An 11968-nucleotide genomic window follows, 5' to 3' on the forward strand; every position below is an offset into this window, starting at 1 on the left:
CTCTGACGGGCGCGACAAGAAGAAGGCTCGAAGCACCGCATGCAAGCTGCGACGCGTTCCCGACTGACCCTGACCTGCATCCTGATCACGATCCTGATCGACATGATCGGCGTCGGCATCATCGTTCCGGTTCTGCCCGAGCTGCTTGAAGACCTGACGGGCGGCAGCGTGGCGCAAGCCGCAGTGATCGGCGGCTATCTCGTCTTCGCCTATGCGTTCATGCAGTTCGTGTTTTCGCCCGTTCTCGGCAATCTATCCGACCGTTACGGCCGCCGCCCGGTCCTGCTGATCTCGCTGCTCGGCCTCACCTTCGACTACCTGATGATGTCGATTGCGCCCTTCGTCTGGTACCTCTTCATCGGCCGCATAATTGCCGGCATCGCTGGCGCAGCCCTCGCGACGGCCACGGCCTACATGGCCGATATAACTCCGCCTCATAAGCGCACCCACCGCTTCGGCCTAATCGGCGCAGCCTTCGGCCTCGGCTTCATCATCGGCCCTGTCATCGGCGGCGAACTGGGCGAATTCGGCCCGCGCGTGCCCTTCTACGCCGCGGCCGGCCTCGCCTTTGCCAACTTCCTCTTCGGTTGGTTCGTACTGCCCGAAAGCCTGCCGAAAGCCTCGCGCCGCAAGTTCGATATCCGCCGCGCCAATCCACTCGGCGCGGTCATGGCGCTGCGCAAATACCCCTCCGTGCTCTGGCTGCTGGGCGTCCTGTTCTTCCTGCAGCTTGCGACGCAGGCTCTTCCGACGGTCTTCTCCTATTTCACCGTCGAAATGTTCAACTGGACCTCTTCGACCATCGGCCGCACGCTGGGCGCCTTCGGCCTGGGCTTTGCCATCAGCCAGGCCGTTCTTGCCGGTCCCCTATCCAAGGGCATCGGCGAACCCGCCGTCGGCATGATCGGCCTCCTCGCCGCAATCGCCGCCTTCGCCGGCGTCGCCTTTTCAGCCGACGTCTACATGCTTTACCTATCGATCCTTGTAGGCACCGTTAGCGGCCTTGCGCCACCGGCCATCAACGGCGTTCTGTCGCGCCAGGTGCCAGACAACTCACAGGGCGAGCTGCAGGGCGCGGTCAATGCCGCGAGCTCCCTGGCGACCATCATCGGACCACTCGCGGCAACCCAGATCTTCTACCACTTCACCACCGAGCCAGGCGCTGCCAGCTACTTCCCGGGCGCCCCCTTCCTCGCCGCCAGCGCTAGCGTCCTCGCCGCGCTGATCCTTTTCGCCGTGGCCTCCTGGCGCTTCGAGCTCGGCCGGCGCCCATCCATCGCCAACCACCCCCACGCCCCCGAAGTGCCGCCTCCAGGCCAGGTGCGCGTGCCGCCGATCGAAGACGATGATCACAATTCGTCCCGCCGCTGAGGCGGACCACGCCGACATCCTCGCCATCGTCGCCCCGGTTCTCGCTGCCGGCGAAACCTACGCCATCGACACCGATCTCGATGAAGCGGCGGTCGCGGCCTACTGGTTCATGCCCGCCCACGAGGTCTTCGTCGCCGAACTCGATGGCGCGGTGGTCGGCACCTACTACCTCCAGCACAACCAGCGCGGCGGCGGCGCCCACGTCGCCAATTGCGGCTACATGACCAACCCAAGGCGCGCGGCAAGGGTGTCGCAAAATCCATGTGCTTCCATTCGCTGGAGCGCGCCCGCGAGCGCGGCTTTCGCGCCATCCAGTTCAACCACGTGGTCTCGACCAATACCGGGGCCGTCGCACTCTGGCAAAAGCTCGGCTTCCGGATCGTCGGCACCCTGCCGAAGGCCTTCAACCATCCCGTTCACGGCTATGTGGACAGCTATGTGATGTTCCAGTCGCTGGTCGACTGAACTGCTAGCCGCGACGGAGCGTAGTGCCTTCATGGCAAAGCTCCGCTTCATCCTCGGCGACCATCTTTCCCGATCCGTCGCGGCGCTGCGGGACATCGACCCCGCGATCGACGTCGTCCTCATGGCTGAGGTCGGCAGCGAGTCGACAGTGGTTGGCTTCCACAAGCAAAAGCTCGTCTTCATCTACTCCGCCATGCGCCACTTCGCCGAAGAGTTGCGCGCCGAAGGCATCCGCGTCGATTATGTCCGCCTCGACGCTGAAGGAAACACGCAGCACCTTGAAGGCGAACTTGCTCGCGCCCTTGCCCGCCACCGGGTCGCCGGCGTCGTCGTCACCGAACCCGGTGCGTTTCGCGTTCGCGACATAATGAACGGTTGGTCGGAGCGGCTCGGCATTCCTGTCGACATCCGCGAAGACGACCGCTTCGTGTGCAGCCATGATCGCTTCGCCAGCTGGGCCGGCGATCGCAAGTCGCTGCGCATGGAGTTCTTCTACCGCGAGATGCGGCGTCTGACCGGCTTCCTCATGCAGGGCGAGTCGCCCGACGGTGGCCAATGGAATTTTGACGTCGACAACCGCGAGTCGCTGCCGCCCGACTACCAGCCCCCAAAGCGGCTCCGCTTGGAACCGGACACGACCACGCGCGAAGTCATCGACCTCGTTCGCAGCCGTTACGGTAAGAATTTCGGCGACCTCGAACCCTTCGAGTGGGCCGTTACCCGTAGCGGGGCCCTCGACGCCCTTGATCATTTCATCGCCGAGGCCCTGCCCGGTTTCGGCACCTATCAGGATGCGATGAAGACCGGAGAGCCCTTCCTCCATCACGGTCTGGTCTCGCCTTACCTCAATGTCGGCCTCCTCACCGCCGCCGAAGTCTGCGCTGCCGCCGAGCGCGCCTATCTCGAAGGCCATGCACCGCTTAACGCTGTGGAAGGCTTCATCCGCCAGATCATCGGCTGGCGTGAATATATCCGCGGCGTCTATTGGCTGAAGATGCCTGAATACGCGCAGACCAATGAACTAGAAGCGCATCGCGACCTGCCCTGGTTCTACTGGTCCGGTAATACGCGCATGAACTGCATGGCCCAGGCGATCGGCGACACCAGCCGCCACGCCTACGCCCACCACATCCAGCGCCTGATGGTCACCGGCAACTTCGCCCTGCTCGCCGGCATCGAGCCGGCCCAGATCGAATACTGGTACCTCGCCGTCTATATCGACGCCTTCGACTGGGTCGAACTGCCCAATGTCCACGGCATGGTCATGTTCGCCGATGGCGGCCTCTTGGCCTCTAAGCCCTATGTGGCCTCGGGCGCCTACATCAACCGCATGTCCGACTATTGCGGCAATTGTTTTTACAGCCCCAAGATCAAGGAAGGCGAACGCGCCTGCCCCTTCACCTTGCTGTACTGGCATTTTCTCATCGAAAACCGCCCCAAGCTCGGCGGCAATCGGCGGCTTGCCATGCCCTATCGCAATCTCGATCGCATGGATGACCGTCAGCGCGGCCTCATCGGGATGCAGGCACGGGCATTTCTCAACGGACTATCCGCCACGACCGATGAAGAACCCGAGCCGCAGCTGACGCTGGATCTTTAGCACCAGCCGTTCCCCACCCTCGATGTCATCCCCGCGTAGGCGGGGACCATCCTGAGATCTCGAGATGGGCCCCGGCCTTCGCCGGGGTGACAATCGAATGTGCGGTTACCTCAGTGGGCTGAGCCAGCCCTACTCCTCCACCACAGGAGCCGCAGCCTTGTTCTGCAACGTGCTCGGCCAGGTGCCGTGCAGGTCGCCGCCGCGGCCCTCGATCTCGAAACCATGCGCGCCGAAAAAGTCGCGCTGCCCCTGGATCAGGTTGGCCGTGCCCTGTGCCTGACGATAGCTGTCGAAATAGCTGAGCGCGGCCGAAAGGCAGACCATCGGGAATTCGCCCATAGCGGCACCGGCCACGACCTTGCGCAGGCTGGGATGAGCGTCCTTCATGATGGCGACGAAATCGGGCACGATCAGAAGGTTGGACGCGTCGCCCTTGCTATAGGCCGAAGCCATCTGGTCGAGGAAGCGCGAGCGGATAATGCAGCCGGCGCGCCAAATCTTTGCGATCGTCGCCAGCGGCAAGGACCAGCCGAACTCTTCCGAAGCCTTTGCAATCACCGCAAAGCCCTGTGCATAGGAAACGATCTTGCCGGCCAGCAGCGCCTTTTCGAGATCGTCCAGCGTCACGTCGCTGCGCACACGGTTGGGCCTGCCATAGATGCCTTCGGCTGCCACGCGCTCTGCCTTGCGCGACGAGATAGAGCGCGCTGCCACGGCGCCTTCGATGGCCGTCGCCGGCACACCCATCTGCTGCGCCACGATCGCCGACCACACGCCGGTGCCCTTCTGGCCGGCCTTGTCGAGGATCAGGTCGACAAGCGGCTTCTTGGTATCGGCATCCACGGCATGCAGCACATGGCCGGTGATCTCGATGAGATACGAGTTGAGCGGACCCTCGTTCCACTTCTTGAACACGTCGCCGCATTCCGAAGCGGTCATGCCGAGGCCATCACGCATCACGCCATAGACTTCGGCGATCATCTGCATGTCGCCATATTCGATGCCGTTATGGATCATCTTGACGAAATGGCCCGCCCCGCCCTCGCCGAGATAGGCGCAGCAGCTTTCGCCGTTGAACTGGGCAGCGATGGCGGTCAGCACCGCTTCCGCATTGTGCCACTGCTCCTTGGAACCACCCACCATGATGGACGGACCATGGCGCGCGCCTTCTTCTTCGCCGCCAGACACGCCGACGCCGAGATAGCCGATATTCTTGGGCTTGAGATAATCGAAGCGGCGCTGCGTGTCGGTATAAAGCGAGTTGCCGCATTCGATGATCGCATCGCCCGGCTCGAGATGGGGCAAAAGCTGCTCGATCATGTCGTCGACCGGCTTGCCGGCCTTGACCATGATGATGATCGAGCGTGGCGCCTTTACCGACTGCACGAAGTCAGCAAGGTCGTATTTCGGGATCGTATTGCCATCGAGGCCCTGCGCCTTGGCCTCGCTGACGAATTCGTCGATACGGCCGGGCGACCGGTTGTGCACGGCAACGGTGTAGCCTTTTTCGGCAATGTTCAGTGCCAGGTTCGAACCCATCACCGCCAGGCCGATCAGGCCGATATCCGCAGTCGCCATCAAGCAATCCTCTTCGAAAATGTCCGCGCAGGCCATGCGCCTTGTGCATAGTGCTTGGCGGGGACAATGACCATAAAGTCGTAACAGTGGAAAGACCGGATCGGGCAATTTTCGACCAATTCGGCTTGCTGGTATGGAAGCGCGGCCAAGGGTTGCGGTGCGGCTTCGGCGCTGGCTAGAAGAGAGAGGACGAGGAGAACGGCATGAACGGCAAATCCCCTTCGATCTTGGCGGCAAGCGCGCCCTGATCACCGGTTCGAGCCGTGGCCTGGGCCTCGCCATGGCCCGGGCTCTGGCCGGCGCCGGTGCCGCCGTGGTGCTCAACGCCCGTGACGGCAAAGCCTTGGGCGCCGCCGCCGCCGATCTCGCCGAAACCGGATACGAGGTTGCGGCGCTGGCCTTCGACGTCACCAGCCCTGAAAGCGTCGGCGAAGCCGTGCGGCACTGCGAAGGCGAGATAGGGCCTATCGATATCCTCATCAACAATGCCGGCATGCAGATCCGCGGCCCGCTCGAAACCTTCCGCCACGACGATTTCGAGCGGATGATGTCCACCCATGTCACCGCCACCTTCAGCGTCAGCCAGGCCGTCGCGCAGGGCATGATCGCCCGCGGACGTGGCAAGATCATCAACATCTGCTCGATCCTGACCGACCACGCCCGCCCCTCGGTCGCCCCCTATGGCGCCGCCAAGGCAGCCATAGCCAATCTGACGCGTGGCATGGCGGCCGATTGGGCCGGCAAGGGCCTCAACGTCAATGCCATCGCGCCGGGCTATTTTCGCACCGACCTCAACGCCGCACTGATCGCCGACCAGGACTTCAACGCCTGGGTCGAAAAGCGCACGCCCATGGGCCGATGGGGCGAGGTCGAAGAGCTTGGCCCCCAGCCATTTTCCTTGCTTCCGACGCTTCCAGTTTCGTCAACGGACACATCCTCTATGTCGACGGCGCCTTCACAGCCACGGTCTGACCCGGCTCGCATCATCATCGTCATGGGCGTGAGCTCGTCCGGCAAGTCCACCGTCGGGGCCGCACTTGGCCGCGCGCTTCATGCGCCCTTCCTCGATGGCGACAAGTACCATCCCGAGGCCAATGTCGAAAAAATGCGCGCGGGCACGCCGCTGACCGACGACGACCGCTGGCCGTGGCTTACGGCCCTCTCCGCCGCGCTCAAGGAAGCGGCAGACCGCAAGGGCGTCGCCGTCGGCGCGTGCTCGGCCCTGCGTAAAAGCTATCGCGACTTCATCACCCGGGAAGCCGGCGAGCCGGTACTCTTTGTTTATCTCGAAGGTTCGCGCGACGTGATCGGCGAGCGCATGGCCCGCCGCAAGCACGAATACATGCCCACGAGCCTCCTCGACAGCCAGTTCGCGACGCTGGAAGTACCCGACCCCGCCACCGAGCACGTCCTCGTCGTGCCCGTCACCGATCCCGTGGACAAGATCGTGCGCACGGTCACCGCCTCGCAGGACCACCTGCGGACGTTCAAGCGCTGGCAGTGATCACCGCGCCTCGCGCCGATCCTCGACTTCTTCCGGATCCTGTCGCCACGGCCAGCGGCCAGTGATTTCCACTTCCAGCGACAGGCTCAAAAAGTTCGGATGACGATGATGCCGGCAAGCACGGCAAGGCTTTTGAGCGTCGGTTCGATGGCAACGGTCGCAATGATGTCGGCCGCCACTAAAAACTCGAGCCCCAGAAGAATGCCGCGCCCGACATCAGCCCTGTAGTGCCGCAGACTATGGTCCTCGGCCTTGCCGCTCCGGCTGCGCTGAACATAGCGCCATGTCGCAAGCACTATGCCCAACACGATGACCAGGATCCCGCACCATTCGATGGCGCGGGTCACAAGGTGAAGAAGATCTTCGCCCAAGACGTTCATCGCTGCCTCCCAGACCCGAGCAAGCAACGCGGCAGACCGCTAGGCGATCCGCATTCTAGGATGCTTGAGGCTCACGAGGCGGAACGCCATCGCTGCGCGACAGGCTGGCATTGTAGTAGCGATCGTCGAGCGTCACTTCCTCGCCGATCCACGAGGGAATCTTGATCGCCTGATCCTCATGCTCGAGCTCGACCTCGGCGATGATCAGGCCCTCGTGCCGACCTTCGAACACATCGATCTCCCAAGTGAGGCCGCCGAACTCAAGCTCATGGCGGCGCTTTTCGATCGTATGAGGTCGCGACAGCTCCAGCAGTTCGCGGGCGTCCTCGATCGGGATTTCGTATTCGAACTCTGCCCGAGTAGCGCCTACCGATTTGCCCTTGAGCGTTATCGCCGCCTTCTCGTCGTCCCAAGTCCGCACGCGAACCGTCGCCTTGGCATTGGACGACAGATAGCCCTGCCGGATCGACCGACCTTCATTGGCAGCTTTGCGCCAATCATTATTGCAGACCAGGAACTTGCGTTCGATTTCGGTGCCCATGCTTTACCCTTTTTCCGGCAGCAGCGACCAGTAGCTCTCGAAGCGTTTCCGCAGTGCACCCGGCTTTTCGGCCGCAAGCTGGTGCCCAAGCGCAAACGCTTGCTCGCCCAGCTCTTCCTGCCTCTTGGCCACGGCAACAAGGATCGGACCGAGATCGCCCAGGTCTTCTTCTGCGGCGTTCAGCACATCCGTCAACACCGCCAGATTGTGGTGATCCCCCAGATATTCGCCCAAGTGATCGAGCGCCTTGGCCCGTGGCGCCAAGAGATCAGCCGCAGACTTGGCGAGCAGCGTCACATGGTACCAGTGGTATTTCGCCTGCTTGCGCCACTCGTGCATCGCCGTCGCGGTCTGCTCGCCCTCAGCCAAGTCGAAGTCCCGCAAGAATTGTCGGTAGGTCTTCTCCAACCCGTCGCCCACAAGATCGAAGTCATTGGTGTCGAAGGTCCACTCCTTGGCGCGATCACCGATCTTTTCGAAAATCTCGGCAAACTGCTCGAGCGGATTGTCGGTTTTGCTCGCCGCCTCGCTTCGTTTCGCCCGCGCCACGAGATATTCCCGGGCAGCCTGACTGTGTCCTGCGATGGTGAGACCATCAAGCGTCTCGACCATGACCCCCGCATCCCGCGCTCCGCCCAAAAGGTTGGCTGCGTCGCGCAGAGCCGCGTTTTCTTTCTTGAAATCCGCAAAGTTGGGCTGCACCAGCCGGAGCAAACCGCGCACCTTCTTGCAGCGCCGCCGCAGGCCATGAACGGTCTTGTCGAAGTCACCCCCTCCTTGCGCGGAGGCCAGGGCCTTTTCGATCTGTTCTCCGGCAATGGCCCGCACCTGATGCCCCGCGCGGGACCGCGACTTAAATGCAAACGACATACTTCAACCCAGTTGGATAACGCAGAGCTTAGGCACGCCTCGATGTCATCATCCAGAACAAATAAAAAGGCCGCCCCGAAGGACGGCCTATTTTTGTGCGATGCGGAAGCTTAGTGCTTCAGTGCGTCGCGGGCAGCGTCTTTGACTTCGCCGACCTTTTGCTGGATTTTGCCTTCGGCCTTGTCTGCCTTGCCTTCGGCCTGCAGACGTTCGTTACCGGTCAGACCGCCAGCGGCATCCTTGAGAGAACCCATGGCCTGCTTTCCGGCGCCTTTTGCTTCGTCCTTATGCATTTCAGTCTCCTTTGTTAGAAGTCTGACAGAAGAACGAGGCGGGCGCGCTGACGTTCCCAAAAGACATATCACAGGTTAGTTTACCACCCATGCCGCCCATGCCCACGCTCCATGACTACCAGCCACCAATGGAGCCCTATCTCGACGTCCTCCACGTCGACGACGATATCCTGGTGGTCAACAAGCAGAGCGGCTTGCTGAGCGTCCCCGGCAAAGACCCGAGCCTATGGGATTGCATCGAATATCGCGCGCGCCAGACCTGGCCCACTGCCGGCATGTGCCATCGGCTCGACAAAGACACGTCTGGCGTTCTTGTCCTCGCGCTCAACAAGCGCGCGCATGGCCGCATCGGCTCTCAGTTCGAGCATCGAAAGACCACCAAAAGCTATCTCGTCCGCGTCGCCGGGATCGTCGCCGAGGATAGCGGCCTTGTCGATCTTCCCCTCGCCACCGACTGGCTCAACAAGCCGCGCCAGCGCGTCGACTTCGACCATGGCCGCCCGTCGCAGACCCAATGGCAGGTGCTGGAGCGCGAGGACAACGCCACCCGCATGCGCCTCGTGCCACTCACCGGACGCACCCATCAGCTCAGGGTCCACATGAAAGCCATCGGCCATGTGATTCTGGGAGATGCATTTTATGCCGAAGAAGCGGAGTTCCTGGCCGCCGACCGGCTGCAACTCCATGCCGCCGAACTGGGCTTCACCCACCCCACGACCGAACAATTCACCACCTTCGTCGCGCCGGACCCGTTCTAGTCGCTTTCACCCAGGTAGCCGACTTCGATCCGCTGAAACAGCGCCCCCTCCTTCATGGTCGCGAGCCAGCGCTGAAAGTCAGCGACGTCGGCAAAACCGGCCCGTTGCGCGTCCGTCTCAGTTACATCGTCCGGGCTCATGTCGGTCACCGACTCGATGGATAAAAGCCCAACCTTGGTCTTGAGCGTCCCCCGGCCCTTACCGTTGGCCGGTTCCAGCGCCGAAAGATCAGGTCCACCTTGCCGGCCTTGATCTCTTCCAAAAGCTCCCGCTTCAGCAGCATCAGTCGAGCACCGCCGTTGCTGTGATCTCGATCCGAAGCTTCTTGGCCAACAGCTCCTTGACGACAACCGTAGCCCGTACCGGGTAGGGCTGAACTGTAAGGTATTCGCGATAAACCGCATTCATGCCCGGCGCATCGGCGCTATCGACGAGAAAGATCTGCACCATCACGAGATTGCGCAGCGTCCCACCCGCAGCCTCGAGCGCGATCTGCAGATTATCGAGACACCGCCGCGTCTGCTCCTCGATCCCGCCCGCGACGATCTCGCCGCTCACCGGATCTTCGGCGATGGCAACGAGCCACAGGTGCTTGCCGGCACGAACGGCATCGTTGATCGGCGCGGAAGAAGGGGCAATCCCGGTTTCGATACGTTCGATCATGAAGGCTCCAACAAAGAATCGGCAGGCACAATTGTGTTGCGAGAGAGCTTGTGACAAACACGGGCTACCGAGCCAAGCGGGCGTGGTGAAACTGGTAGACACAAGGGACTTAAAATCCCTCGGCTATGCCGTGCGGGTTCGATTCCCGCCGCCCGCACCAAGCCTAGCGCGGACGGGAAAAACTGTCTTCGATGCGCTCGATGATCGCGTCATAACGCACCTTGTCCGACGACGGATAGCTGACCTCGAAGCCCGAAAAGCGCTGGCCATCCCGCGAAAGCAAAACCTTGGTGTAAAAGATCAGCGGCTCGACGCCTTCGATTTCCGAGTGCGAGAACCCTGAAAGCACGAACCAGGATTCGCCTTCGGCGCGATAGGTGATCTCCCGGTTCGGATCGTCGGCAGAGAGACGGTCTGCAAAATCATCGAGTGTCAGCCCGGCAGCATCTCCCTGATAAAGATTGATCTGCCCATCGCCATCGGTCTCGAGGAAAAGCCGGGATTGCCCGTCCTCGGTGGGCGATAACTGGAACAGTCCGAATGGCAGATCCACCGAAAATCCGGTTTCCGCATCCTCGAACCGCGACCAGCCCGCGCCGGTCTGCGCCATGCTCGTGCCCGCCAAAACGAGGCTGATAAGTCCGGCTGCAAGTACCCGCTTCATCATGGCAGACCTCCATTGCTTAACCAGCAACGAACAAGGTCCGTCAAAAGCTCCGGCAATCAGTTTGTGTCCGTGACGCAGAAGCGTCCGTCGTCGCCACGCCAGATCTTGAGCCCTGCTTCACGGAACGCCAGGATGACAAGCCGCATGCTGTCGCCCTGCCCTTGCGACATCTCGTTTCCTTCGAGCCGCCGAACGGTGGAAAGCGAAATGCTGGCCTTGGCGGCGAGGATTTCTGCGGTCCAGTTCAGTAACGCGCGGCAAGCCCTGATCTGCCCGGCACTCAACACCTGCAGCCCGCTTTCGCTGGACGCAGTCGGCGGCGACACATAGTGGCTCTCCGCTGCGGCAAAGCCTCCCCAGAAAGGATCGGTCGAAAGCTCCGGCGCGAGCGGCAGCCCGGCCGCGTGTAGCGCCCGATACTGGCCGTCGCTCATCAGCATACGGCCGTCGAAACGGAAGGAGCGATTGTGCGCGACGGCGTCGCGCCAGTTATCGGGAGCCCGCTTTAGATCGTCAGGGTGGATGATGTCGCGCCAGCTAACGCCAAGCCCGTCTTTACGCATCAACTCGATCTGCTCGTCGACGCTGAAGCGTTCGATCAACCTTCCCTCCCCGTCGGCGATCCAGAAGGCGGCGTCCATCAGTTTGGCAAGGTTATAGAGCAGAGCCGTGAGGTTGCCGTTCCGGCTCTTGATCGCCTGCCCGTCGGAAACGTCGGCAGCCACGGCCACCACTCTTGTGACCGATCCCTCGCGATCGAAAAAACTGCGTGCCTGGCTACGGAGATGCCGCAACTGACCATCGGGGCGGATCACCCGGAAGCGTCGGTCGGCCTGCCGGCAGTCGGTAGCGAGCTCGTTGGCGTCTTCGACCTTGAGCCGGTCCTTGGGGTGCACGAGCTGTTCGATAAAGGTCGGATCGAGCTGCACGCCGGCAGGATTGACGCCTACCAGCTCGAAAAAACCGGGCGAGCAGTTGAGGCGTCCATCTCCCACGGTCCAGGTCCAAAAGCCGATATGCAGCGCGGTTTCGGCAAGTCTCAGCCAGTCCTCTGGCTGGCGAGCCATACGTTCGTTCATCGTCGTCTATTCCGGAAGATCCTCACGCCGCGGCCGCGACATGCCTGGTCAGATACGACAGGACCCTGCTTTGAAGTTTCACTGACTACGATTGCAAAACACGGAGTGGATCAGTCGCATTATCCGAAATTTTACGGACCGGGCGTCTGGTGAAACAATTCACCTCAGCGTCATGAGCAGAAAGAAGCGATTGGGGTGC

At 62.0% G+C, this 11968-nt stretch carries 13 protein-coding genes, 1 tRNA gene and 2 pseudogenes; 7 read left to right on the plus strand and 9 right to left on the minus strand.

Going from position 1 to position 11968, the window contains the following annotated elements; all coding sequences use genetic code 11:
- The first annotated feature begins 39 nt into the window (after positions 1-39).
- From G5575_RS09670 to G5575_RS09680, 3 genes and pseudogenes are all read left to right on the plus strand, one after another.
- Positions 40-1371 carry a TCR/Tet family MFS transporter gene (locus G5575_RS09670; protein ID WP_164534135.1) on the plus strand — a complete coding sequence of 444 codons (1332 nt, stop codon included), beginning with the start codon at positions 40-42 and terminating at the stop codon, positions 1369-1371.
- Positions 1346-1836 (plus strand): annotated as a pseudogene (locus G5575_RS09675) (N-acetyltransferase family protein). Before G5575_RS09670 ends, G5575_RS09675 begins: the two are co-directional and overlap by 26 nt.
- A 31-nt stretch (positions 1837-1867) precedes the next feature.
- Complete coding sequence (locus G5575_RS09680) at positions 1868-3436, plus strand: cryptochrome/photolyase family protein (protein WP_164534136.1); 1569 nt, start codon at positions 1868-1870, stop codon at positions 3434-3436.
- A gap of 129 nt (positions 3437-3565) precedes the next feature.
- Here G5575_RS09680 and gndA read toward each other — a convergent pair whose 3' ends face one another.
- Positions 3566-5014: an NADP-dependent phosphogluconate dehydrogenase gene (gene gndA / locus G5575_RS09685; RefSeq protein ID WP_164534137.1), complete on the minus strand. Its 1449-nt coding sequence runs from the start codon at positions 5012-5014 to the stop codon at positions 3566-3568.
- A gap of 133 nt (positions 5015-5147) precedes the next feature.
- On the opposite strand from gndA, the pseudogene G5575_RS09690 reads away from it, so the two are divergent.
- A pseudogene (locus G5575_RS09690) lies at positions 5148-5986 on the plus strand (SDR family oxidoreductase).
- Positions 5987-6008: 22 nt separating this feature from the next.
- Positions 6009-6518: a gluconokinase gene (locus G5575_RS09695; RefSeq protein WP_235935976.1), complete on the plus strand. Its 510-nt coding sequence runs from the start codon at positions 6009-6011 to the stop codon at positions 6516-6518.
- Positions 6519-6604: 86 nt separating this feature from the next.
- Here the strand turns inward: G5575_RS09695 and G5575_RS09700 are convergent, their stop codons facing one another.
- From G5575_RS09700 to G5575_RS09715, 4 genes are all read right to left on the minus strand, one after another.
- Positions 6605-6898: a DUF1622 domain-containing protein gene (locus tag G5575_RS09700; RefSeq protein WP_235935910.1), complete on the minus strand. Its 294-nt coding sequence runs from the start codon at positions 6896-6898 to the stop codon at positions 6605-6607.
- Between the two features lie 55 nt (positions 6899-6953).
- Complete coding sequence (locus tag G5575_RS09705) at positions 6954-7439, minus strand: CYTH domain-containing protein (protein WP_164534139.1); 486 nt, start codon at positions 7437-7439, stop codon at positions 6954-6956.
- 3 nt (positions 7440-7442) lie between these two features.
- The gene (locus G5575_RS09710) at positions 7443-8309 is read right to left on the minus strand and encodes a CHAD domain-containing protein (protein ID WP_164534140.1); all 867 of its coding nucleotides are present in this window, start codon (positions 8307-8309) and stop codon (positions 7443-7445) included.
- Positions 8310-8419: 110 nt separating this feature from the next.
- Complete coding sequence (locus tag G5575_RS09715; protein ID WP_164534141.1) at positions 8420-8602, minus strand: CsbD family protein; 183 nt, start codon at positions 8600-8602, stop codon at positions 8420-8422.
- Positions 8603-8691: 89 nt separating this feature from the next.
- Between G5575_RS09715 and G5575_RS09720 the strand changes: the two genes are divergently transcribed.
- Positions 8692-9360 (plus strand): RluA family pseudouridine synthase, encoded by a 669-nt coding sequence (locus tag G5575_RS09720; protein WP_207633099.1) that lies wholly within the window; start codon positions 8692-8694, stop codon positions 9358-9360.
- Here the strand turns inward: G5575_RS09720 and G5575_RS09725 are convergent.
- Complete coding sequence (locus tag G5575_RS09725; RefSeq protein ID WP_164534142.1) at positions 9357-9500, minus strand: hypothetical protein; 144 nt, start codon at positions 9498-9500, stop codon at positions 9357-9359. The two genes, G5575_RS09720 and G5575_RS09725, sit on opposite strands and share 4 nt — an antisense overlap.
- A 142-nt stretch (positions 9501-9642) precedes the next feature.
- Positions 9643-10023 (minus strand): RidA family protein, encoded by a 381-nt coding sequence (locus tag G5575_RS09730; RefSeq protein WP_164534143.1) that lies wholly within the window; start codon positions 10021-10023, stop codon positions 9643-9645.
- A gap of 76 nt (positions 10024-10099) precedes the next feature.
- Between G5575_RS09730 and G5575_RS09735 the strand changes: the two genes are divergently transcribed.
- Positions 10100-10183: transfer RNA gene (locus tag G5575_RS09735), tRNA-Leu, on the plus strand.
- Positions 10184-10186: 3 nt separating this feature from the next.
- Here G5575_RS09735 and G5575_RS09740 read toward each other — a convergent pair.
- Both G5575_RS09740 and G5575_RS09745 read right to left on the minus strand, forming a co-directional pair.
- The gene (locus G5575_RS09740) at positions 10187-10690 is read right to left on the minus strand and encodes a hypothetical protein (RefSeq protein ID WP_164534144.1); all 504 of its coding nucleotides are present in this window, start codon (positions 10688-10690) and stop codon (positions 10187-10189) included.
- Between the two features lie 56 nt (positions 10691-10746).
- The gene (locus G5575_RS09745) at positions 10747-11769 is read right to left on the minus strand and encodes a PAS domain-containing protein (protein ID WP_164534145.1); all 1023 of its coding nucleotides are present in this window, start codon (positions 11767-11769) and stop codon (positions 10747-10749) included.
- Positions 11770-11968 lie beyond the last annotated feature (199 nt).

Source organism: Devosia aurantiaca (assembly GCF_011058215.1).
Lineage (GTDB): Bacteria > Pseudomonadota > Alphaproteobacteria > Rhizobiales > Devosiaceae > Devosia > Devosia aurantiaca.